At 57.4% G+C, this 22,161-nt stretch carries 21 protein-coding genes and 1 tRNA gene; 11 read left to right on the forward strand and 11 right to left on the reverse strand.

Features of this window, described 5'->3' with window-relative positions:
- Positions 1-187 precede the first annotated feature (187 nt).
- The 4 genes from pyk to ACFQDM_RS07480 form a co-directional block, all read right to left on the reverse strand.
- On the reverse strand, positions 188-1,633 hold the full coding sequence (gene pyk, locus ACFQDM_RS07465; protein WP_377377509.1) for a pyruvate kinase: 1,446 nt from the start codon (positions 1,631-1,633) through the stop codon (positions 188-190).
- Between the two features lie 59 nt (positions 1,634-1,692).
- The gene (locus tag ACFQDM_RS07470; RefSeq protein WP_377377511.1) at positions 1,693-2,532 is read right to left on the reverse strand and encodes an ion transporter; all 840 of its coding nucleotides are present in this window, start codon (positions 2,530-2,532) and stop codon (positions 1,693-1,695) included.
- Between the two features lie 66 nt (positions 2,533-2,598).
- Positions 2,599-3,000 (reverse strand): EF-hand domain-containing protein, encoded by a 402-nt coding sequence (locus ACFQDM_RS07475; protein WP_377377514.1) that lies wholly within the window; start codon positions 2,998-3,000, stop codon positions 2,599-2,601.
- A 137-nt stretch (positions 3,001-3,137) separates the two neighbouring features.
- Positions 3,138-3,707: a hypothetical protein gene (locus ACFQDM_RS07480; RefSeq protein ID WP_377377516.1), complete on the reverse strand. Its 570-nt coding sequence runs from the start codon at positions 3,705-3,707 to the stop codon at positions 3,138-3,140.
- Positions 3,708-3,866: 159 nt separating this feature from the next.
- On the opposite strand from ACFQDM_RS07480, the gene ACFQDM_RS07485 reads away from it, so the two are divergent.
- Positions 3,867-4,586 carry a response regulator gene (locus tag ACFQDM_RS07485; protein ID WP_377377519.1) on the forward strand — a complete coding sequence of 240 codons (720 nt, stop codon included), beginning with the start codon at positions 3,867-3,869 and terminating at the stop codon, positions 4,584-4,586.
- Positions 4,583-5,953 carry an ATP-binding protein gene (locus tag ACFQDM_RS07490; protein WP_377377521.1) on the forward strand — a complete coding sequence of 457 codons (1,371 nt, stop codon included), beginning with the start codon at positions 4,583-4,585 and terminating at the stop codon, positions 5,951-5,953. The genes ACFQDM_RS07485 and ACFQDM_RS07490 overlap by 4 nt, the downstream gene beginning before the upstream one ends.
- A 2-nt stretch (positions 5,954-5,955) precedes the next feature.
- Here the strand turns inward: ACFQDM_RS07490 and ACFQDM_RS07495 are convergent, their stop codons facing one another.
- The 3 genes from ACFQDM_RS07495 to ACFQDM_RS07505 form a co-directional block, all read right to left on the reverse strand.
- Complete coding sequence (locus tag ACFQDM_RS07495; RefSeq protein ID WP_377377524.1) at positions 5,956-7,725, reverse strand: hypothetical protein; 1,770 nt, start codon at positions 7,723-7,725, stop codon at positions 5,956-5,958.
- 264 nt (positions 7,726-7,989) lie between these two features.
- Positions 7,990-9,219, reverse strand: a complete 1,230-nt coding sequence (locus ACFQDM_RS07500) for a TolB family protein (protein ID WP_377377527.1) — start codon at positions 9,217-9,219, stop codon at positions 7,990-7,992.
- 97 nt (positions 9,220-9,316) lie between these two features.
- Positions 9,317-9,538 (reverse strand): YdcH family protein, encoded by a 222-nt coding sequence (locus tag ACFQDM_RS07505; RefSeq protein ID WP_377377530.1) that lies wholly within the window; start codon positions 9,536-9,538, stop codon positions 9,317-9,319.
- A gap of 178 nt (positions 9,539-9,716) precedes the next feature.
- Here ACFQDM_RS07505 and ACFQDM_RS07510 point away from each other — a divergent pair, with 178 nt between their 5' ends.
- The 9 genes from ACFQDM_RS07510 (at position 9,717) to ACFQDM_RS07550 (ending at position 17,727) form a co-directional block, all read left to right on the forward strand.
- Complete coding sequence (locus tag ACFQDM_RS07510; RefSeq protein ID WP_377377532.1) at positions 9,717-9,893, forward strand: DUF465 domain-containing protein; 177 nt, start codon at positions 9,717-9,719, stop codon at positions 9,891-9,893.
- Positions 9,894-10,038: 145 nt separating this feature from the next.
- Positions 10,039-10,815 carry an SDR family NAD(P)-dependent oxidoreductase gene (locus tag ACFQDM_RS07515; protein ID WP_377377534.1) on the forward strand — a complete coding sequence of 259 codons (777 nt, stop codon included), beginning with the start codon at positions 10,039-10,041 and terminating at the stop codon, positions 10,813-10,815.
- Positions 10,816-11,003: 188 nt separating this feature from the next.
- Positions 11,004-11,849 carry an acyl-homoserine-lactone synthase gene (locus ACFQDM_RS07520; protein WP_377377536.1) on the forward strand — a complete coding sequence of 282 codons (846 nt, stop codon included), beginning with the start codon at positions 11,004-11,006 and terminating at the stop codon, positions 11,847-11,849.
- Positions 11,850-12,082: 233 nt separating this feature from the next.
- The gene (rpmI, locus tag ACFQDM_RS07525; RefSeq protein WP_377377538.1) at positions 12,083-12,286 is read left to right on the forward strand and encodes a 50S ribosomal protein L35; all 204 of its coding nucleotides are present in this window, start codon (positions 12,083-12,085) and stop codon (positions 12,284-12,286) included.
- Positions 12,287-12,312: 26 nt separating this feature from the next.
- Positions 12,313-12,678, forward strand: coding sequence for a 50S ribosomal protein L20 (rplT, locus tag ACFQDM_RS07530; RefSeq protein WP_377377540.1), 366 nt, complete (start codon positions 12,313-12,315; stop codon positions 12,676-12,678).
- Between the two features lie 143 nt (positions 12,679-12,821).
- Positions 12,822-13,895 carry a phenylalanine--tRNA ligase subunit alpha gene (gene pheS / locus ACFQDM_RS07535; protein ID WP_377377542.1) on the forward strand — a complete coding sequence of 358 codons (1,074 nt, stop codon included), beginning with the start codon at positions 12,822-12,824 and terminating at the stop codon, positions 13,893-13,895.
- Between the two features lie 18 nt (positions 13,896-13,913).
- A complete protein-coding gene (locus tag ACFQDM_RS07540; RefSeq protein WP_377377545.1) occupies positions 13,914-14,549 on the forward strand; it encodes a hypothetical protein in 636 nt (211 codons plus the stop codon).
- Positions 14,546-16,939: a phenylalanine--tRNA ligase subunit beta gene (pheT, locus tag ACFQDM_RS07545; RefSeq protein ID WP_377377547.1), complete on the forward strand. Its 2,394-nt coding sequence runs from the start codon at positions 14,546-14,548 to the stop codon at positions 16,937-16,939. Before ACFQDM_RS07540 ends, pheT begins: the two co-directional genes overlap by 4 nt.
- A 230-nt stretch (positions 16,940-17,169) precedes the next feature.
- On the forward strand, positions 17,170-17,727 hold the full coding sequence (locus tag ACFQDM_RS07550; RefSeq protein ID WP_377377549.1) for a hypothetical protein: 558 nt from the start codon (positions 17,170-17,172) through the stop codon (positions 17,725-17,727).
- Positions 17,728-17,758: 31 nt separating this feature from the next.
- Here ACFQDM_RS07550 and ACFQDM_RS07555 read toward each other — a convergent pair.
- The 4 genes from ACFQDM_RS07555 to leuS all read right to left on the reverse strand — a co-directional run bounded on the left by ACFQDM_RS07555 (position 17,759) and on the right by leuS (position 22,135).
- Positions 17,759-17,833 (reverse strand) — tRNA-Gly (locus ACFQDM_RS07555).
- A 98-nt stretch (positions 17,834-17,931) separates the two neighbouring features.
- Positions 17,932-18,975, reverse strand: a complete 1,044-nt coding sequence (gene holA, locus ACFQDM_RS07560; RefSeq protein ID WP_377377551.1) for a DNA polymerase III subunit delta — start codon at positions 18,973-18,975, stop codon at positions 17,932-17,934.
- Positions 18,972-19,544 carry an LPS assembly lipoprotein LptE gene (gene lptE, locus ACFQDM_RS07565; RefSeq protein ID WP_377377554.1) on the reverse strand — a complete coding sequence of 191 codons (573 nt, stop codon included), beginning with the start codon at positions 19,542-19,544 and terminating at the stop codon, positions 18,972-18,974. The genes holA and lptE overlap by 4 nt, the downstream gene beginning before the upstream one ends.
- On the reverse strand, positions 19,541-22,135 hold the full coding sequence (gene leuS, locus ACFQDM_RS07570; protein WP_377377556.1) for a leucine--tRNA ligase: 2,595 nt from the start codon (positions 22,133-22,135) through the stop codon (positions 19,541-19,543). The genes lptE and leuS overlap by 4 nt, the downstream gene beginning before the upstream one ends.
- Positions 22,136-22,161: the final 26 nt, after the last annotated feature.

A 22,161-nucleotide genomic window follows, 5' to 3' on the forward strand; every position in this document is an offset into this window, starting at 1 on the left:
AGCCGGGAAACCGTTCAAAGTGGTCATCATCGCCCTCGCCAGACGCCTGCTCACCCGGCTCAACAGCATGGTCAAAGAGGATCGAAACTACCGGTTCAAACCACTTCCGTGCTAACAGTTGCTACAGCGAAACAGCGTTTCGCTGCTGCTACGGCTGTCTGCACACTTTTTCAGCGCGTTCCAGCATCTAATCCTCCTCGTCCTGACTAGAGGCTCGGGTGACCTGCACAAGATTGGTTTTGCCGGGGCGGCCAAAGGGAACGCCCGCGGTGATGACGATCCGCTCATTTTCCTCAACGCCCAGCTCTACGGCGAAACGCTTGGCGGTTTCCATCATGCTTTCATGACTGCCAATCTCTTCGGCGATCACCGGACTGACGCCCCAATAGAGCGCGCCGCGCCGGGCCGTTTCAACCTTTTCGGTCAGCATGATGATCGGTGCGCGCGGACGGGCACGCGAAATGCGCTTCACCGTCGAGCCTGTCGTCGTGAAGGCCATAATGGCCTTGCAGTCCAGCGTTTCAGCGATATCAGCAGCGGCATGGCAGATGGCATCTGCCGTCGTTTCTTCCGGTTCGGCGCGGTATTGCGACAGCGCATCATAATAATCCGGCGCGCCTTCAATGGCGCGGATGATCCGGTCCATAATGGCGACCACGGTTTGCGGATGACGCCCCACCGCGCTTTCCGCGCTGAGCATGACGGCATCTGCGCCCTGATAAACGGCCGTCGCAACGTCTGAGGCTTCCGCCCGGGTGGGCGTGGACGACTCGATCATGGATTCCAGCATTTGCGTGGCAACCACGACAGGACGGCCCAGCCTGCGCGCCTCTCGCACAATGCGCCTCTGATGGACCGGCACCTGTTCAGGCGGCAATTCCACACCCAGATCGCCGCGTGCCACCATGGCAGCGTCCGCTGCGCCCAGAATTTCAGAGAGATATTCAAGCGCGCTTGGCTTTTCGATTTTCACCAGAATGCGCGCTTTATCGCCGATCAGCTCACGCGCTTCGGCGACATCATCCGGATGCTGAACAAAGCTTAGCGCGATATAGTCCACGCCCTCTTCCAGCGCCACTTTCATGTCGGCGCGGTCTTTCTCCGTGATGGCCGAAATGCGCAGGCGTTTGTCCGGCACATTGACGCCCTTGCGGTCTTTCAGTGTACCCGCCATGGTCACGCGCGCTTCTGCCCGATCCCTGGAGACCGATGTCAGCTCACAGGCAAGACGCCCGTCATCGAAGAGCAGCTGGTCGCCCGGTTCGCTGACCTCAAAGATTTCCGGATGCGGAATGGGAATGGCTTTGCCAGCGGATGGCTGTTCTTCCTGACAGACAAGATCAATCGCTTCGCCCCAGCCAAGCTTCATCTCTTCGCCCTTCAGCTTGCCCACGCGAATTTTCGGCCCCTGCATGTCTGCGAGAATGCCGACACGCTGGCCCAGCAGATCCTCCATCTGGCGGATGGCGCGAATGACCTCGCGGTGCTTGTCCGCCTCGCCATGGCTGAAATTGATCCGGAAGACATTCACCCCGGTTTTGGCGAGCAGTGCCAGTCGGCTCGGCGAATTGCTGGACGGGCCAACCGTCGCAACAATCTTGCAGTTTCGGGCTTTGATGCTGGACAAAGTCATGCGGCGTGTCCCTGCTGAGCATGCCGGTTGGCATGACATGATGCGGGCGTGACGCCCTGTCAGTGTTCAGGAGACGGCGGATCGGCGTTGCCCGTCAAGGCATTGCGCGCCTTTTCTTCCTTCTTGCGCTCGGCTTCCTCACGAATGACATCGGTAAAGGCACTGGCAAAGACACCTGCCGGTAAAGCCACCACACCAATACCGGCCAGAGCGATGGCAGAGGCTGCAAGACGCCCGAACGGCGTCACCGGATAGACATCGCCATAGCCAACAGTGGTCAGCGTTGCGATGGCCCACCAGATGGCGCGCGGAATGGACCCGAAGGCTTCGGGCTGGATCTCCCCCTCAATCAGATAGAGCGCGATGGCAGAGATATAGACCAGCGCAAGCGCCAGAAGCAGGCTGGTCAGAAGCTGCCCGCCGGCCTTGCGAAGCGCCTCGCCCAGCAGGTCGAACGCAGGCACATAACGCGCCAGCTTGAAGAGCCGAAAGAGCCTGAAGGCTTTCAGTATGGCCAGCATGCGCGGGTCCACCTGATCGGTCAGAAAGACCATGAGCAGAAGCTCCGGCAGAAAGGCGGCGAGGTCAGCAATCGCGTAAAAGCTGCAGGCATAGCGAAAGCGCCCGGACTTGCCGCGATATTTCGGGTTTTCCGGCGCAATCCAGAGCCGGACGGCATATTCGACCGCGAACACGATCACCACGAAGGTGTTGATCCAGCGAATGATCTGAATGCCCTGCTTTCCGAGCGCAGGCTCGGTCTCCAGAGCCAGGAGAATAAAGCTCAGAAGGACAAGCGCCACGAGCAGGCGATTGACCGTGGACAGACGGTCGCGGTCATTCTGGCCCGGTTCGAAAGCGCGATATAGTCTGGCGCGGAAATCTGTAGCGACGGACATGCGTCTACCCCTTCTGTCGCCAGAAAGGGTAGACCGGTTTTTCCATATCAGACAATCACCTGCAGGCTATGGTCTCCGTTTTCGATCGCGCTCGCCCGGTGTGAGGACACCATCGCCATTCACATCGGCACGATCAAAGGCTGTGGGCGGGATCGCATCCCATTCCGCATGCGTAACGATGCCATCTCCATTCCCATCGACGCGGGCAAAGGCGCGACCGGAGAAACGCTGAATGCGCTGGCTGAGAACTTCAGCGAACTCAGCCTGTGTGACGCTGCCGGACGTATCAGTATCAACGCGGGCAAATGCCTCTGAGCGAAGTGTCAGAAATTCATCGCGGGAAACATTGCCGTCTCCATCAAGATCAGCGGTCTGGATCAGATCATCCAGAGTCCAGGGGATTGCGTGCTGAGCGAGCGCAGGCGCACTCAGGGTGAGCGGAATAACAAGCAGATATGCAATTTTCATGAGGGGTTTCTTTCTAAACAAAGGGGAGTGGCGGGCAGCCTTTTCGGGGCTTGACTGCCCGCCATGATGCAAAGACCGGGCTTTCCAGGTGTGTGGGCGGATAACCAGAACACAGTCTTCACATCAGAGCTTTGGAACTAGTCGACGGTGAGCCAGCGCGTGCGGGACCGGCTTTCGCCTTCGGGCCCGGTGACGGTGGTGGTTTTCCCACCCTCTCCGTCGCGAACGACATCGCGTGAGGCGGTCTGGCCGTTCGGCCCGTAAACATCGCGGGATTTCACGTAATCACCATTGTCATCGACACTGCGGGATCGATAGCTCCCGGCCTCTGCGCCCTGCGGGCCTGTGAAGGCTCTGGAGCGATAACATGTACCATCCGCGCAGGCAGCTTCCTTGCCTGCCGTCGCAGTCTGTCCGGAATTCGTGGTGACGGTCCGGTTGCGATAAAGCGCATTCGCATCCTCGTCATATCCCGTCGTCCGTGTGCGATCATAACCGCGCCCTGATCCTGTCTGAACGGATTTGCTGCGGGTTCGGGCACCGTTTTCAAAGGTGTTGCGGGTGGTGCGCGTGGCGTTGCGGCCCTGATCCGTCTGGATGGTTGCGCGGCGCTCACGGGTTTGCGCCTCAGCAGATGAGGCAAAGAAGAGATGACTGGACAAAATCGCAGCAGAGGCCAGCATAAGCATTTTGGTTGAGGCGTTCATTTTCTAGCTCCTTTCAGGTGGGTGGTGTCCCTCCGGCGAGACCCAATCTGACCGAGCCTCGTAACGAGCGAATGTCTGGCGCGTATCGGTGCGTAACGTTTTGTAACAAGCTGGCCGGACATCTGGATGACCCCGCATTTTCAGGGCAGAGAGCGATTCATGACCCATGTGCCCCTTATCCTGATCGTCGAAGATGACGATGAAATCCGCGAGCTGGTTTGTGACTATCTGTCAGCCAATGGCTTTGACGCGCGCGGCGTACGGGACGGTGCGGCCATGTCTACATTCCTCGCCCGTCAGGCTGCCGACCTGATCGTGCTGGATATCATGCTGCCTGGCGGTGAAGACGGCCTGTCCATATGTCGGCGCATACGCGCCAGCTCGAACACACCCATCATCATGCTGACCGCACGCGGCGATGACATTGACCGGATTATCGGCATTGAGCTTGGCGCTGATGACTATCTCGCCAAGCCCTTCAATCCACGCGAACTGACCGCAAGGATCAATGCGGTGCTGCGGCGAACGCATGGTCAGAATGACGTGAAAGACACGGCGCATACATCCTATTGCGGTCATCTGATCATTCACCATGAACGCCGGGAAGTTCGCACCGAAGCAGGCGAGCTGCTGATCCTTTCAAGTGGAGAGTACGATCTTCTGACGATCTTTCTCAGCCGACCGCAACGCGTGCTCGACCGGGATGTGCTGATGGATCTGTTGAATGGGCGCGTTTTCAATGCCGCCTTTGACCGGTCGATTGATGTACAGGTCAGCCGGTTGCGCCGAAAGATCGAACCGGACCCGGCCAATCCGGTTCTCATCAAGACCATCCGCAATGTCGGCTATGTGTTATCGGAAAAGGTACGCTCAGCATGACGATGCCTGGCATGCGCTCCATCACCGGCATACGTCTGGTCGCAGCCGCGATCCTTGTGATCTTCGCCTCGCAAATGCTGGTGCTGGTCTTCCTGTTTCAGGCTCAGAACAAGACCGCGCGTGACTTTCTCTTGCCACTGCCCTCACGCGTCGCGTCCATTGTAGAGATTGTGGAGGCCACGGGAGAAGAAGATCGCGCCGTTCTGCTTGAGAGCCTGAACACGTCTCAGCTGCGCATCGCCATGGTCGATGCGTTCGATCCGGCAGATGCGGCGAGCGAGACCATCCGCCTGAGAGCGTTGCGTCGTTCACTGAGCCGATATGGCGAGGCGCTCGAAGGACGACGCATGTTTGCCATGGTCGATGGCGATGCGGGCTCCTTCGGTTCCCCTGTCGAAACCGAGATCGGCCTGCGCGCGGACTATCCCATGCGCCTCGTCATTGAACTCGGAAGCGGAGAATGGCTGGCGATCGAAACACCAAGCCTGTTCGAAATCCGGTTTCGCAATCTGCCGGTCGGTGTGGGAGCAGGTATTTTCGGGCTGATCGTTGCGAGCCTTGCGCTGTTCAGCATCTGGCAGCAATTCCGGCCCGTCCGTGACATGGCAAAAGCTGCCAGGTCTTTTTCCGAAACGGGCAAATCGAGCCCCGTCAAACCCGGTGGCAGCCGCGACGTGCGCGACCTTGCTCAGGCTTTCAACGACATGCAGACACGCATTGAGGCGCTGCTTGCCAATCGCACTCTGATGATGTCCGCCATGTCCCATGACGTTCGCACATATCTGACACGTCTGCGCCTGCGCGTTGAAATGCTGGACGAGAAGAACCGCGATGCCGCTGAAGCAACGATTGAGGAAATCCAGGCGCTTCTGAACGATACGCTCGCCTTCGCCGAAGCTGCCGAAGGAGCAGAAACCGGTGAAGAAGCCGACATCGCTCACGTCTTGTCAGAGCTGATGACGTCTGGCCAGTTCTCCGATCAGGTCTGCTGGGCCAATCAAAGCGCATTTCAGAGAAAACGGATCTTTGTGGCCGGGCGCGCGGATCGATTACAGCGTGCGCTGGTCAATCTGATCACCAATGCTGAGAAATATGGTGAGGCGGTCGAACTGACCCTCAGAACGCCTGATCGCGCGGTCATTCTCGAGATTGCAGATCATGGCCCCGGCATTCCCGACGCCGAGAAAAAGCTGGTGCTCGAACCGTTTTACCGGCGCGATGCCTCGCGCAATCGCCACACGGAGGGCGCCGGACTGGGACTTGCCATTGCTCACACAATCATCGAACGCGCAGGCGGAACGCTGGCGCTTGCAGACCGCCCGGGTGGTGGACTGATCGCCCGTGTCACACTGAAACGGGCGATCTGAGGTCAGCTTCGATATCGCGGGTCCGTTGGTCCGTCATTCAGATCGTTATCGTCATCATGCCCAAAGAGGGCGGGCTCACGACGTTCACGATATGGCAGACGGTATTCCGCAGGCGCGGGTTCGAGATGATGATGGCCTGCATTGCCAAACAGGCTGACGATCAGGATCAGCATGTCGGCTGCCAGTGCCAGACAGAAGGCAAAGATGGCCTGCGTTTCACGGTCCTGAAGCGCCACAAATGCATAGGCGATCGGCGCCGCATCCGGGTCACGCGTCCGCGAGACGCGGCGCAGGTCTTCCAGATAGTTCGCCTTGCGGCTGGCCGAGAGCGCAGACTGGTTGATGCAGGCACCGCGGATGTATTGCAGCAACTCCCCGCCGGACAAAGTCGCATACACTTCGCTGTCGGTTGCCCGGCAATTGGTTTCGACCATCTCGATGCTGTCTTCCAGCGCGAACAGACGGCGCGCCGTATCGAACGCACCGCCGGATGTGCAATCAATGCTGTCCGGATTGAAATTGCTGAGCGGCGATTCTGAGTCCGTTGTACCTGAGGTGCGCGCTGCGATCAGCTCGCTCTTGATCTGTGTACAGGTGGTTTCGACCTGATTGATCTGTTCCTCACTGATACGGCCCGCGCCGAGATCCAGCGGCGGCAGATCCAGCGCATCGGCCTGTTGCTTCAGCGCACGGATTTCTTCCTCGAGGAAGGCAACGCGCACATCATTTTCAGCATTCAGCGCGTTATCGACTTCGGCATCATCGGTAGAAGAGGTGACCGTTGCGAGTTGCTGGCGACCGCTGAGCAAGGCCTGCTGCGCATTTTCAAGCTCACGCTCAACCCGCTCCAGACGGTTTTCAGCCACTTCGAGATTGGCCTTGATGATGTCATGCTCACGATCAAGCTCACGCCAGACGGGGCCGCGCCCGGACTGGCCGCTTTCCTGCGCGCCGCGCTCTTCGAGCAGTTTCTGGTCTGATTTTTCGCGGCTCTGCGCATCGAGTTCGTCGACATTCTCACGGAGTTCGCTCTGCTGCGCGGAAAGTTCGCTCACCTTGCTTTCGAACTGGGCCACGCTTTCACGGAGCTGTGCCACGCGAATATCACGGCTGACGGCAGCCTTTCGCGCTTCGGCCTTGGCGCTGCCAATCCGGGTAAGATACTCTTCGAGGTCTGCCTGACGTGCATCCAGCTCAGCCAGGATGAGCTGGCGCTGAGAGGTCGAGGCATCCGACAGGAGATTGATCTGCGCCTGGAAGCTTGCCTGCAGCGAGGCAAACTCCGAACGCGTCTTGCGGGCTTCATCTTCCAGATCCTCAACCAGCTGCTCAACGATGACATCGCCGCGCTCCCGAATGGTTTCCGAGGACCAGTCTGACTTCTGCGTGCTGAACATCCGGTCAAACAGATCGACATAGGAGAAGGTGACCGAGATCGACAAAGCCGCGAAGTAGCCGAGGAAAATCGAGCTGATCAGCGCCCAGCGTTTTCGCTGCTCGACCATGACAAGGCGGCTGGCAATCCAGGCCAGCGCCAGCATGAGCGCCTGAATACCGAAGGACAGACCAAGCGTGATGGCGAGGCTTTCGGCGCCCTGCCAGAAGCCAATGCCTTCCAGACTTTCCCCATTGGCAATGCGGTTCTGGATCGGGTCCGCAGCACGCAGACCGCTCCAGGTCGTCAGAAAGGAAACAACGGACAGAACCAGGCTGGCAATGACCGCGCTTCGAAATCCCAAAGAGCTGTGTTCGGAATCTTTTTTCTCTGACAATTGCCCGTCTCCACTTCCATGCGGTCAGCGCCGCGCGCTGGGGTGGCAGCGCGACAAACCGCATGTGTCATCAGATAGCATCCCCTTCCCCACGCAAAGGGACGCGTTTCGCAGGGTTTGAACCCGGAAATTACGACCACAATGTGGAAAAGACTGAAGAAAAAGAGAAGTGCCTTCATGGTGCCGGGGAATCCGGCACAGCGCTTCGCGCCTCAGGCGATAATATTCGGGTACAGGGCGTTGCGGATATGTTGTTTGAAGAGATTAACATTCATCGCGATATCCCCCTTCCATCACCACCGTCCTGGCGATGGTCTTCGGCTCTTCAACAGTTTGAAGCAGCTCGCCGGAGCAGATATTCCAGACATGAATTGTGACGTCTCGAAGCACTCTTTGTTTTCTGGCATCAACTACAAAGCACCCATTATAACTGATGGCTGCGGCATGAACGAAGTCACCTGAACTTGAAATAAATGGCCAATCCGGCGGAACATTGCCGCTTTCAACATCGACATCGTCCGGATGCGCCGCAAGAAAGTCTTCCGGAACCAACCACAATCCGGATTGGGTTCTTCTTGGATTGTTGTACTGAACCAGATAGCCTGATCGAGCCGCACCCCGGAAGACCCAGTCACCATTTCGATCAAAAGATCCTGTGATCTGATCTTCGGGCCTCTCGGCATCCGGATTGAGCAGATAAAGTGCCGGCAAATACAACGTTCCGCGTTTTTCTTCTGAAAACTGGTCGAGGACGGATTCCCCTCCAAGGTATCCCCACAAGACAGGTCTGGCGAAACCTGGCGCTGTTTCTGGCTTTCGCCGGGCTACTTCCCCCGCCCGCAACGCAAACACGTCACCACTGCCTGTGTAATCGATCCATCCCGTTGATAGCCAGGCCAAATCAACGAGCTGCCGCTCGGACCGGGAAACCAGATCAAACTCCATCGCCAGATCTGGCGTGAGAAGCGTCGAACCCCGGTTTTCGATTCTGTCGCTGCGAATGCCGTTATTGGCGAACTGATAATAGGCGATGCGTTCACCATCCGGAGAAAACGACGGAGAACTGTAAAGATCATTGCAGGATGGGACTGAGTCGAGAATCTTACCCTGTAAGTCCGTTATCACGATATCGCTTTCAACCACGTGTGAAGAATACTCATCACGTCTCCCTCGAACGACAGCAAGGCGCGCCCCATCATCAGACAGGTCCGCATCAAATAGAACTGTGTCAGGATCTTCCGACTGGAGGTCGTAGAATTCACCGGTCTCCACATTCAGAATGGTCAGTGAATTTTGCGGCCTGCCCTGCGTCGTAAAGGCCACCCATTTCCCATCGCCTGAAATAGCATATCGCGGATGGTCCTTGTGGACGTTTCGCTTGTTCGTCCAATCAGCTTGCTCGCTGCGCCTCTGCGGTGGTTCCTTTTGCGACGCCGCACAGCTGCCGAGCAGGGCAGCGGTCAGCAGTGTAATCCAAAGACGAGGAGCGCGCATATCGTATGTCACCTTCACATCGGCGCAACGCCGCCGGTGTCAGGCTAATGTCGACAGCGTCTTTCCTCAACGCCTTTGTCTGAGACAGGTCAGCGTCTCAGGCGATAATATTCGGGTACAGGGCGTTGCGGATGCGGCTGATTTCGTCGCGCAGTCGCAGCTTGTCACGCTTCAGGCGTTGCAAACGCAGCATATCTGCACCTTCTTCGTGCAGTTGTGCCACAAGAGAGTCCAGTTCGCGGTGTCGATTTTCAAGCTCCGACAAGCGCGATTCCAGCACGCGCTCGTTTTCATCGAAACTGAAATGCATGTCGTCCATGCCGGTAACCTTAAAAAACCAAGGCCTTCTCCTACCAGATAATGGGGTTTTTACGAAGTCGATTCTTTCGTTAGGCGAATTTTTCAAGCCCCGTTTTGCCGAAAATTTAGATTCAACTGACGTGACGGGATGACAGTTTCATGTCACACTTTTTCTCCCATAAAAGAGGAGCCAAACGATGAGCCTTGATAATCATCTGCAGCAACTGGCGTCTCGTCACAGGAAACTCGACGAGGTGCTCCAGGAGGAAATGAAACGACCTTCGGCTGACACAATTACCCTCTCAAAGCTCAAACGTGAAAAACTCAAACTCAAAGAAGAAATTCAGTCATTGCGAAGTTCGGCCGCGGGTTAGCGCCCGCCGCACAGCTCTCATCCAATTGAAGAACGGCATCTGACAGGCCGTCCACCGATATCCGGTCTCAAAGGTTTTCGTTGACTCAGGCTATAGCCGGGTTAGCACCTGAAGCTGATGTCACCGAGCGGGAGTGATTGCCAGTATGAGAGCCCCTTGCGTTGTATTGCTTGGCATCGGCAAAGGTGCAGGACTTGCCTGCGCACACAAATTTGTCGATGCCAAATGGAATGTCGTCATTGTCGACGGCAATCACAACACGCTCAGCCTCGCCGAGAAGGATCTCGGCACCTCCTGCCATTATCTGCATGAAGACCAGTTTACGCGGCTCGGCCTGAAGAATGCGCTGTCCGGCACGCTGGAACAGTTTGACGGTGTCGATGTGGTGGTTTCCGTGCCACCAATCCCGGAACCGGGCGACCTCGCCAGCATGACGGCAGAGGCCATGACGACCTATTCCAAGCAATCGGTTCAGGCGACACTGCTGGCAGCGCAGATTTTCTCAAAGGAAATGATTGGCGAGCTGGAGACCGAAGACCGTCAGGTCGAGAAGCTGCCACAGGGCAAATCCTTCATACACGTGCTCAGCCGCGCCGCCATTTCCTCTGACCCTGGCTATCTGGCCGCCTCCGTCACGCAGGGCGCCATGCTGGCAGCTGTAAAGGCGCTGGCGATTGAATTTGCGCCTTTTAAAATCCGGTCAAACGCCGTCGTCGCCATCCGGCCACGCGCCGAGAATACCGAGCCCTGGCTGAAAATGCGAACGCCTCTTGAGCGCTCTGCCAAGCCTTCGGAAGTGGCAGACACGGTGTTCTTTCTGGCATCAGCGGAAGCCCGCTTCATCACCGGACAAGGCCTTGAGCTGGACGGTGGGCGCTCTGTGCTGAATGGCGTCATGAAATTAGACGAAACCGCAAAGTAACTTAAAGTTTTATTTTTTTATAACGCGATAACCTAAGGTCGTTTTTCTCTTTGAAAACATAGGGAAATTCACATCCGTTTGGGTATTTTACCCCAATAGCCGCACAGCATTATTCAGGCCAATCTGAACTCCACAAAGAAGTGATCGAACGCTCATTGAGCGGTCACAACCAGAATGGAGACAGGGCATTGATCTACGTCGTGACAATCGACAACCAGCATCTCTTCGCGCGCCAGCTGGATCAGATGTTCCGCATGCGCCATGACTATTATGTCCGTGATCGTGGCTGGACCAATCTGACGGCGAGCGATGGCAAGGAAACAGATGAGTTCGACAATGAGCATGCTGTCTATCTGATGCATCTCGATCGCTTCGGCGATATTCAGTCGACCTTCCGCCTGAACCCGACCAACACGCCTTATCTGCTGGCCGACAAACTGCCAGAATATCTGGACGGGGACGCCCCGCGCAGCGAGCAGATCTGGGATCTGACACGCTGGATGATCGCGCCGACCTCCCGCAAGAATGGCGCCAACGAAATCTCGATCGCCCAGAAGGAACTGATCTGCGGCGTGATGGAATATGCTGTCAAATACGGCATCACGCATTTCACCACCCTGACGGACACAGTGTTTCTGGAGCGGATCGGCAAGATGTGGCCGATGACCTATCTGGGCCAGCCCAAGCGTTATGAAGACGGTGATGGCGAGGCGGTCGCCGTGCTGATCGAGGCCGGCCCGCATGTGCTGGCACAAACGCGCGACCGGACCGGTGTTTACACGCCGGTTCTGTTCGAGCTCGAACCGACCCCGCCGAACGATAATCACGAAAGAAAACTACGGGAGGATGCCTTGTCAGAACAACCGGAAGAGCCACCAGCCCATATTGGTCTGGTTCGGGCCGCCGCCGATCAGCTGCTGGAAAGTCTGAAGACGACCAATGCTGATGATGTCAGCTCTCAGATACGCGCAGTCGAGGAATTCACCACGCTTATCCGCCATGTCTCAAAGACAGACGTGATGGAAGACGCCTGATCCGCTGAAAAGCTGGGTGTGGCCCCAAGAGCCGGGGCATGCCGGTCCCTGTGTCTGAGGTTGATGCCTATCGCCTCAGACATGCCCGCAGGGACACGGTATGCTCCGGTTTTTGCGTGCATGAGGGCTTGAAATTTCTGCTCTGCCGCGTATAAGCGCGCTTTGCTCCAAAGAGGCGTCAGGCATTGCCTCCAGGAGATTGTGAAAAATAGCGCCAGGCGCAGGAGATGAAAATGCCGAAGATGAAAACGAAAAAGGCCGCTGCAAAGCGGTTCAAGATCACGGCCACGGGCAAGATCAAGCACGGCGTAGCCGGCAAGCGTCACCGCCTCATCAGCCACAATGCGAAATACATCCGTACGAACCGCGGCACGACCATGGTTTCGGATGCTGATACGCCACGTGTCAAAAGCTGGCTGCCTTACGGCACCAAGTAACGCATAGCTGATAAGGATTAAGACCCATGGCTCGTTCACGTAACAAGGTGCCGGCGCACGCTCGTCACAAAAAAGTTCTCAAGGCTGCCAAAGGCTATTATGGCCGCCGCAAAAATACCTTCCGCACGGCAAACTCTGCTGTCCAGAAAGCTGGTCAGTACGCTTATGTTGGCCGTAAGCAGAAGAAACGCGTTTATCGCTCACTCTGGATTCAGCGTCTGAACGCTGCGGTTCGCGAGCTCGACGATACAATGACGTATTCCCGTTTCATTGATGGTGTCCACAAAGCTGGCATCGACATGGACCGTAAGGTTCTGTCTGATCTTGCCATCAACGAACCAGCTGCGTTTAAAGCTGTTCTGGAACAGGCGAAAGCTGCTCTGGCTGCTTAATCCAAACGGATTACCGACTGTTCCTGTCAACGACCGTTGCTTACCGGCAGCGGTCGTTTGCGTTTGAGCGACAGACCTCTGGTCTTGACGCGTAAGACTGATAAGAAGGCAAAAACCTTCTGAACGAGCGAAAGCACGAAACCATGTCAGATATTGAAACCCTGGAATCTGAAGTGCTCGGCGCCATTGCGGTCGCTGATGATCTGGCTGTTCTCGATAGCATCCGGGTCGGCGAACTTGGCAAGAAGGGGCGCGTCTCCGGCCTGATGAAGACGCTGGGCAAGATGGACCCGGAAGAGCGCAAGGTGATGGGCCCGAAGCTCAATGCGCTGAAGAACAAGCTGAATGACGCGATTGATGCGCGCAAGGTCGAGCTGGAAGATGCCGAGCTGGATGCGCGGCTTGCCTCTGAAAAGGCCGACCTCTCGCTTCCGGCAGCGCCGTGGAAATCCGGCGCACTGCACCCGGTCATGCAGGTGTTTGAAGAGATCGAGGAAATCTTCGGCGCGATGGGCTTTTCGGTTGCCGAAGGCCCGGACATTGAAGACGATTTTCACAACTTCACAGCGCTGAACTTCCCGGTCGGCCATCCGGCCCGCGAAGAGCACGACACATTCTTCATGGTGCCCGATGCGGAAGGCGAGCGCAAAGTGCTGCGCACGCATACAAGCCCAGTTCAGGTTCGCACCATGATGTCGAAAGAGCCACCGATCCGCGTGATCATTCCGGGCCGTGTCTATCGCAATGACTGGGATGCCACTCACACGCCAATGTTCCACCAGGTCGAAGGTCTTGTGATCGACAAGGTGACCCATATGGGCCATCTGAAGGGCTGCCTCACGGATTTCGCGCGCGCGTTCTTCGAAGTCGACGAAGTTGAGACCCGCTTTCGCCCGCACTTCTTCCCATTCACCGAACCTTCTGCTGAAATGGACGTGAAATGCGACCGTTCCGGCGGCAATGTGAAGATTGGTCAGGGCGATGACTGGCTGGAAATTCTGGGCTCCGGCATGGTGCACCCGAATGTCCTGCGCAATTGTGGTCTGGACCCGAATGAATATCAGGGTTTTGCGTTTGGCATGGGCGTCGACCGCCTGGCCATGCTGAAATACGGCATGCCGGATCTGCGTCCATATTTCGAAAGTGATGTTCGCTGGCTCTCTCACTATGGCTTCAAGCCATGGCTTCTGCCGAGCCTGTCGGGCGGATTGAGCTAACAGCCGAAGGGGACCGGCATGGGAAATGGCAGCAAGGCTGAGATGCTGATCGCCGTCTGCGCGGTGATATCCAGTATTGCGGCCGTTTACATTGCCTGGGACCAGGCGCGTGTCATGCGCAGTCAGGAAAAGGCGGATGTCTGGCCGATTCTTCAGACCACACACCAGACGGATGTGGGCGAGAACGGCAATATTTATGCTTTTGAGCTGCGCAATGCGGGCGTCGGACCTGCCCTGATCGACAATTACCTGATCCGCATTCCCGGCGAAGGTGACACGCAGGAGTTCAACAAGCTTGTCGACTATCTGATGCCCGAAGAGATGGGCGTCCCGACACGCGCAAACACCAGCCTGTCAGGCCGGGTGATGCGACAGGGAGACAAGCTCAGCACGGTGCGCGCGGCCTGGCCGGGCACACCAGACATCACAGAGGCCATTCAGAGCCGGATTGATGAATTCCTGGCAGGCGAACGCCAGCCAGCCGAAGTGTTCATCTGTTACTGCTCCATCCTCGATGATTGCTGGGTGACATCGACCATGACGGACAATCTGCGCCCAACCGAAGTCAAAGCCTGCACAGAGCTCACATCTGTTGCAAACAAACTGATGCCGCCATCGACTGAGATGGAAAAGCCGAAAGAGGCCCAAGAATGAAGTTCACTGTTTCCTGGCTGCAGGATCATTTGCAGACGAAAGCCAGCCTCGACGAAATCCTGGACAGCATGACCAAGGCTGGCCTGGAGGTCGAGAGCGTCGAAGACCCGGCTGCGGAACTGTCCGAATTCACGGTTGGCCATGTGGTCGAAGTGCATAAGCACCCGGATGCCGACAAGCTGAACATCTGTACCGTCGCGACGAAAGACGGCGAGCTGCAGATCGTTTGCGGCGCACCGAATGTGCATGAAGACATGTGGGTCGCCTACGCACCGCTGGGCGCTTACATTCCCGGCCATGACATGACGCTCGACAAGAAGGCGCGCAAGATCCGCGGCATTGAGAGCCATGGCATGCTGTGCTCGTCAAAAGAGCTGGGGCTGGGTGAAGACCATGACGGCATTATGGACCTGAAAGGTCAGTACAAGGTTGGCGAACCGCTGGCAGCCGCCGTGGGCCATGATGACCCGGTGATCGATTTCGAAGTCACACCAAACCGTCCGGACTGGCTTGGCGTGCTCGGCATTGCGCGCGATCTGGCCGCGACCGGTCTTGGCCGTTTCGACCCGATGGCTGTGAAATCCGTTGTCGGCGGGTTCCCCTGCCCGGTCGAGATTGCGACCGAGAACACAGAGGCCTGCCCGGTTTTCTTTGGCCGTGTCATTCGCGGTGTTAAAAACGGCCCGTCGCCGGACTGGATGCAGGCGCGCCTGAAAGCCGTCGGCATCAATCCGAAAAACATGCTGGTCGATGTGACGAACTATCTGTCCATTGATCGGGCACGTCCGCTGCACGCCTATGATCTGGTGAAGCTCCAAGGCAAGGTCAGTGCCCGGCTTGGCCGCGAGGGCGACCGCTTCATGGCGCTGGACGACAAGGAATATGAAGCCAGTGAAGACATGTGCGTGATCGCTGACGAATCCGGCATGATCGGACTTGGCGGCGTGATGGGCGGTAAAGGCACGGCCGTTTCCGAAGACACAACGGATGTGTTCATCGAAGCGGCCTATTTCGATCCGCTGCGGACCGCACGCACAGGCCGGGCGACCGGCATCATTTCCGATGCGCGTTATCGTTTCGAGCGCGGCATTGATACGCAGAGCAGCCTGGAAGGGCTGGAGCTTGCAACACAGCTCATCATGGATGTTTGCGGTGGCGAAGCCTCTGAAGTTACGATGGCTGGCGCTGTGCCTGCCAATCCGGCAGCCGTGGCATTCTATCCAAATGATGTGAAGCGCCTGACCGGCGTGGAGATGAAGACATCGGATATGCGCAAGATCCTGAAGGATCTTGGCTTCACGCTCGAGGACACGGGCGAGGCCTGGTACATGACCCCGCCAAGCTGGCGTCATGACATTGAAGGCTCTGCCGATATCGTTGAGGAAATCATCCGCGTGAAGGGCTTTGATGCCCTGCCGCTGACGTCTCTGCCAGCGCCGGAAGGCGGCGTGCGCCAGGTCCTGACAGAACCACAGCGCCGTGTCCGCACTTGCCGCCGCGTGCTCGCCGCGAATGGCTTTCTCGAAACCGTGACCTGGAGCTTCGTCTCCGAAGCCGAAGCGAAGCTGTTCGGCGGTGGTGAGCGCGAATTGCAGGTGGCCAACCCCGTTGCCTCTGAACTTGGCTGGATGCGCCCGAGCATTCTGCCAAACCTGATCAAGGCGGCGCAGCGCAATGCTGACTTCAGCCAGCGTGACATTCGCCTGTTTGAGGCTGGCCCGGTCTATCGCGGCGATGGCCCAAAAGACCAGCGTCGCACGATTGCCGGGATTGTTCGCCCGGAAACCCTGCGCCATTGGGACGGCAAGGCAGCCGCTTACGACATTTATGATGCGAAGGCAGAAGTCTTCCAGCTTCTGGATGCCATCGGCCAGCAACCCGACAAGCTGATGGTGATGGAGCCAACGCGCGCACACTGGCACCCGGGCCGGTCGGCCACCCTGCGCCTGGGCCCGAAGAACACGATTGTCCATTTCGGTGAGATCCACCCGAAAGTGCTCAAGGCACTGGGTGTGGATGGCCGGATTATCGGCTTCGAGATCAATCTCGATGCCGTGCCCCTGCCGCGCGCAGCTGGCGTGAAGACGAAACCGGTTCTGGAAAAGCTCGACCTGACGCCAATCCGCCGTGACTTTGCCTTTGTCGTTGAAGAAGCCATGAGCGCAGGTGAACTTGCCAAGGCCGCAGCCGGCGCAGACAAGAAGCTGATTTCCAGCGTTGATGTGTTCGATGTCTATCAGGGCAAGGGCGTTGAGCCTGGACACAAGTCTGTGGCGATCGAAGTGACCATCCAGCCATCAGACGCCACGCTCACCGATGAGCAGATCGATGCGATCGCGAAAAAGGTGATCAAATCAGCTGAGAAGATCGGCGGCACGCTGCGCGGCTGATCGCATCCTAACGTCATCAAACAAGGAAGCCGGCAGCAATGCCGGCTTTTTCATGCCCGCGCACGACACATAAGGGGAATTTTCTTGCTTTTCACCCTGTCGTTTTCGTGAACGCAGATATTTTCTTTCTCCGGCGTGTTTCGGTGCTTTTTCCTTTGCACCTCCCCCGCGCAGGTGATTTCATTTTTCACTAAGTTTGGAACTGTGGAATCACCTGTTGGGGGACAGACATGGATTACACACAGCGTATTCATCCATCCCGACCCGTTACACACTGGCATCTGAACGGCACGGGTCTCGTGTGGCGCGATGAAACCGGGCGGTCGGGCAAAGTGCCGTTTTCCGCCATTCGAACGGTCAGCTATCAGTATGAATCCCATCGCGACAAGCCGGGCCGCTACACACTGCGCCTTTATGCTGGTCCGAAATACTGGCTATCAAATAAGCATGTGCGCGATGATGGCCAGGTGGAGGATCGCTCCAAAGCGTTCGCGGCCTTCATCGAGCAGCTGCATGCAGAGCTGTCACAGGCGAACCCTGACACAGCCTATCGCTCCTTCACGCGCTGGCCGGTCTTTCTCTGCCGCCTTGTCATCAGTCTTGCTGTGCTGGTTTGCATGATTGGCATTCTCAGCTTTGCCATTGTCACCATGTTTGTCTGGCTGATCGCTGTGATGAGTCTTGGACTGGTGATCCTTGTACCGGTTCTGGCGCAGAGCTGGCTGCACAACCGGCCCCATCGCTATAAGCCGGATCGCATTCCATTCCTCCGGCGCCTGAAACGCTAGGGAATAGAAAACTGACTTTCTTAGTGGAAAATGGAGCGGGCGATGAGATTCGAACTCACGACATCAACCTTGGCAAGGTTGCGCTCTACCCCTGAGCTACGCCCGCTCACAATGGGTAGTCCGGCAGCGCCGGAAGCGGTGATAAAGCGCATCTGGCGCTCGGATGCAAGAGGAAAAATACAGGAATAACGACTCTTTTTTCGATTATCTCGCGCGGGCCTGTGCTGTGCGCGCAATATCGAGAAGCAGGTGGCCAACCAGCGCGTCCTGCGGACTGGAAGCGCGCCGACACTCGCCATCAATTTCGGCAACACGGTTGGCCAGTGACAAGAGAATCGTCGGGCTCCAGACCCGCATACGACGGTCAAAAGCCGGCCATTGGCGCTCATATATACGCGGGAAGAGCTTTTCACCGATGCGGGCACCCTGAATGCCGCTGGCCGAAATCTCATGCGCCGTGGAGAGCCGTTTCAGCTGGTTCAAAAGCCCGATCAGCAAAGGTATGGCCGCGGTCTCCATCGCAATATGCGGCAGCATATTCGCCAGTTCCCGTGTCTTGCCGTCGAGCGCAAAATCAATCAGCTCGAAATGTGACGACTGATCCTCCAGCGCGACGAGATTGTTCACATCCGATGTGGTCAATGGACGCCCGAGGCTGTCTGAGAACAGAGCCAGCTTGCCAAGCTCGCTCTCTGCCAGAGACTGATCCTCCATCAGCATCTGAACAAGCAGCTGGCGCGCATCCGGCTCGATCTCGATCTGGCTTTCGCGCAGATGATCTTCGACCCATCGCGCAAAATCCTGAGGCGTGCGTTCAAAGAACTGCAGCGCGGTCGCATGTTTGGACGCTTCAAATGCCTTGCGTGTCTTGGATCGCGGACCAAGGTCACCAGCGATCACGATCAGGCGGCCGGCCGGCATTTCACCGCGCTCATCAATCGCTTTCAGAGCGTCGAGTGCAGGCCCGGCCTCGCTCTCTTTCTGAAGGGTGTATTCCACCAGGCTCACGCCGCCAAAAAGAGAGGCCGAGAACAGGTCATCGACGATTGAGCCCGGATCCTGTTTGGCATCCTCATAAGAGACCCGTTTGCGCTCCATCGGGTCTTTCGAGGCTTTCAGAAGGGTATCACCAAGCTGAGAGACATGCTCTGCGATCGGTGCGCCTGGCTTGCCGAACAGGAGAATGGCAGCGCTCTGTGGATCAGGCGCCGAGCAAAACGCTTCAGCCTGTCGTCCTTGTCGTTTCACAGCTCGCTTTCGCTGCCGACATCGGTGAAGTCATCTTCATCACCGAAGATTTCGGCGTCGCCCTCATTGACCGTGTCCTCACCCGCAAAACGTTCCTCGCTGGCGAGACGAAGCTGCAGCTCTGTGACCAGATTGCGCGCGACATCAACCGCTGCACGGTCTTCGGCATTACGGCGCGCCATGATGTCAGCGTAAGGTGACGATGGTGCCGCAAAGCTGGTAAAGCCCGAAACACGTCCCGTAAGCGTGCCTTCCGGCGTCGTCAGCGTGTATTTGGCGCGAAGCGTGGTATTCGTCCGGCTGTTCGCTCCGGCAGGCTGAATGGCAAAGTCCGTTGAACGGATCTGCAAGGTCACATCCAGCGCGCCGCTATCAACATTCGGCAGGCCCGGCCGCAACAGCATCAGCAATTCACGGCGCAGAATCTGACCGCTGCGGCCGTCAATCTGCGAGATCTGAATGCTGCCCTCTTCCGCATTCATCGAAGACCCGTAAACCGGGGTGAAACCACAGCCCGACAAGGCCGCAGCTGAACCGAAGATGAGGGCGGAGAGGAGAAGCTGTTTCATGACACCACAATGTTGACGATGCGCCCCGGCACCACAATGATCTTGCGGATGGTTTGGCCATCCGTAAAGCTTTTCACATTGGAATGTGACAAGGCGATGGCTTCGATGTCGTCTTTTGCGGCATCGACTGAGACTTGGATCTCAGCGCGCTTCTTGCCATTCACCTGAACAGGCAAGGTGATGGTGTCGTCTTTCAGAAGCGCCTCATCAACCACAGGCCAGCTCGCGATGCTGACAAGGCCTTCACCGCCAATACGGCCCCAGATTTCTTCCGCCAGGTGCGGCATGAAAGGGGTGAGCGCACGCGCCAGGAATGAGATCGACTCGATACGCGCGGCAAGCAGGGCATCGGTTTCTGCCTGACTTTCCGCTTTGCGCAGCGCATTGATCCATTCATGGATCGTCGCAATTGCCGAGTTGAAACGGAAACCATCAATCGCGTCCGAAATCGCCTGAACGGCGCGGTGGCTGAGCTTACGAAGTTCCAGACCCGCATCATCCATTTCCGGCAGAGCCGCGCCTTCAGATGGCGCGCCCTCTGGCAAGGCATCGACCACGGCCCAGACCTTTTGTGCAAAACGCCAGGAGCCCTCAACACCGGACTGGGTCCATTCCACATCACGTTCCGGCGGCGAGTCCGACAGGACGAACCAGCGCGCGACGTCTGCACCAAAATCTGAAATGATTTCGGTCGGGTCCACCGTGTTCTTCTTGGACTTGGACATTTTCTCGATCGGACCGGTCGTGACCGGCTTCTGAGTCGAGATTTCTATATAGCCATTGTCTGACTCTTCGATCTCCTCAGGAGAGAGCCATTGGCCATCCGTCGATTTATAGGTTTCGTGCGTGACCATGCCCTGCGTGAAGAGCGCCTGGAAGGGTTCACCCGATTCCAGCGGCAACAGACCGGCATCCCGCATCGCGCGGCAGAAAAAGCGCGAATAGAGAAGGTGCAGAACCGCATGCTCGACACCGCCAATATACTGATCGACCGGCAGCCAGTATTTCGCAGCTTCCAGATCGACCGGCTTGTCATCAGCCGGCGCCGCGAAACGGGCAAAATACCAGGAACTGTCGGCAAACGTATCCAGCGTGTCCGTCTCGCGGACCGCTTCCCCGCCGCATTTCGGGCAGGTCGTATGCTTCCAGGTCGGATGGCGCTCCAGCGGATTGCCCGGCACATCGAATGTCACGTCTTCCGGCAGAGTAACCGGCAATTGGTCGTCCGGCACAGGCAGCGTGCCGCAGCTTGCGCATTTGACGACCGGAATCGGACAGCCCCAATAACGCTGACGTGAGACACCCCAGTCACGCAGGCGATAAGTCGTTGCACCTTCACCGAGACCATTTTCTTCCAGTCTGGCAATCGCCGCCTGGATCGCATCGGTTGTCGAAAGGCCGTTCAGGAAATCGGAATTATAGATCGTGCCCGGGCCGGTATAGGCCTCGTCGGTGATCTCATGATCTTCCGGTTTCACCTCCGGCGGCAAGACAACCGGCTGGACAGGCAGGTCATATTTGCGCGCGAAATCGAGGTCGCGCTGATCACCTGCCGGTGACCCGAAGACGGCACCGGAGCCATAGGTTGAGAGCACGAAATTCGCGCTCCAGACCGGGATTTCCCAATCGGGATTAAACGGGTGGCGAACCTTGATGCCCAGATCAATGCCAAGCTTTGGTGCCTTTTCGATGGCTTCTTCAGACGTTCCCAGCTTTGCGCAGGCTTTCTGGAAGTCAGCAATGGCAGGGTTCTCTTTTGCCAGCTCTTTGGTGATCGGGTGATCGGGTGCCAGCGCGACAAAGCTCGCACCATAGAGCGTATCGGGACGCGTGGTGAAAACCTCGATATGGTCGCCGAAACGTTCCGCATCGCCGCCAATCAGCGGCCAGCGCAGGTTTGCGCCCAAGCTTTTACCGATCCAGTTCGCCTGCATGCTGCGAACCTTCTCCGGCCAGTTTTCGAGTTTCCGGACTTCTTCCAGCAGATCATCGGCATATTCGGTGATCTTGAAGAACCATTGCTCGAGCTCGCGGGTCTCGACCTCTGCGCCGGAGCGCCAGCCCTTGCCGTCAACGACCTGCTCATTGGCGAGCACGGTCATATCGACCGGGTCCCAGTTCACCTTGGATGATTTGCGGTAGACGAGGCCTTTTTCGAGCAATGCGATGAAAATACGCTGCTGCTGCGCGTAATAGCTCGGATCGCAGGTCGCAAACTCGCGCGTCCAGTCGAGCGACAGACCGAGCAGCGCAAACTGCGCCTTCATGGCGGCGATATTGTCATACGTCCAACCCTTCGGGTGGACACCGCGCTGCATGGCTGCGTTTTCCGCTGGCATACCGAAAGCGTCCCACCCCATTGGGTGAAGCACTTTGAAGCCATTCATCAGCTTGTAGCGAGCAACGACATCGCCCATGGCGTAATTGCGCACATGGCCCATATGCAGACGTCCCGACGGATAGGGGAACATCTCCAATACATAGGCTTTCGGGCGACCCGGTTCCGGATCGCCCGCTTCAAAAATACGTTGCTCAGCCCACACAGATTGCCATTTCGGCTCTGTGGTGCGGTGATTGTATCGCGACGCCACTGGCGTCCTCCTTCCGGATATTTTTT

The organism is Ponticaulis profundi (genome assembly GCF_042659465.1).
In the GTDB taxonomy this organism is placed as follows: Bacteria; Pseudomonadota; Alphaproteobacteria; order Caulobacterales; family Hyphomonadaceae; genus Ponticaulis; species Ponticaulis profundi.

Coding starts and splice junctions, on each gene's coding strand:
- pyk (WP_377377509.1), bottom strand. CDS start 1,633: ATGACTTTGTCCAGCATCAAAGCCCGAAACTGCAAGATTGTTGCGACG.
- ACFQDM_RS07470 (WP_377377511.1), bottom strand. CDS start 2,532: ATGTCCGTCGCTACAGATTTCCGCGCCAGACTATATCGCGCTTTCGAA.
- ACFQDM_RS07475 (WP_377377514.1), bottom strand. CDS start 3,000: ATGAAAATTGCATATCTGCTTGTTATTCCGCTCACCCTGAGTGCGCCT.
- ACFQDM_RS07480 (WP_377377516.1), bottom strand. CDS start 3,707: ATGAACGCCTCAACCAAAATGCTTATGCTGGCCTCTGCTGCGATTTTG.
- ACFQDM_RS07485 (WP_377377519.1), top strand. CDS start 3,867: ATGACCCATGTGCCCCTTATCCTGATCGTCGAAGATGACGATGAAATC.
- ACFQDM_RS07490 (WP_377377521.1), top strand. CDS start 4,583: ATGACGATGCCTGGCATGCGCTCCATCACCGGCATACGTCTGGTCGCA.
- ACFQDM_RS07500 (WP_377377527.1), bottom strand. CDS start 9,219: ATGCGCGCTCCTCGTCTTTGGATTACACTGCTGACCGCTGCCCTGCTC.
- ACFQDM_RS07505 (WP_377377530.1), bottom strand. CDS start 9,538: ATGGACGACATGCATTTCAGTTTCGATGAAAACGAGCGCGTGCTGGAA.
- ACFQDM_RS07510 (WP_377377532.1), top strand. CDS start 9,717: ATGAGCCTTGATAATCATCTGCAGCAACTGGCGTCTCGTCACAGGAAA.
- ACFQDM_RS07515 (WP_377377534.1), top strand. CDS start 10,039: ATGAGAGCCCCTTGCGTTGTATTGCTTGGCATCGGCAAAGGTGCAGGA.
- rpmI (WP_377377538.1), top strand. CDS start 12,083: ATGCCGAAGATGAAAACGAAAAAGGCCGCTGCAAAGCGGTTCAAGATC.
- rplT (WP_377377540.1), top strand. CDS start 12,313: ATGGCTCGTTCACGTAACAAGGTGCCGGCGCACGCTCGTCACAAAAAA.
- pheS (WP_377377542.1), top strand. CDS start 12,822: ATGTCAGATATTGAAACCCTGGAATCTGAAGTGCTCGGCGCCATTGCG.
- ACFQDM_RS07540 (WP_377377545.1), top strand. CDS start 13,914: ATGGGAAATGGCAGCAAGGCTGAGATGCTGATCGCCGTCTGCGCGGTG.
- pheT (WP_377377547.1), top strand. CDS start 14,546: ATGAAGTTCACTGTTTCCTGGCTGCAGGATCATTTGCAGACGAAAGCC.
- ACFQDM_RS07550 (WP_377377549.1), top strand. CDS start 17,170: ATGGATTACACACAGCGTATTCATCCATCCCGACCCGTTACACACTGG.
- lptE (WP_377377554.1), bottom strand. CDS start 19,544: ATGAAACAGCTTCTCCTCTCCGCCCTCATCTTCGGTTCAGCTGCGGCC.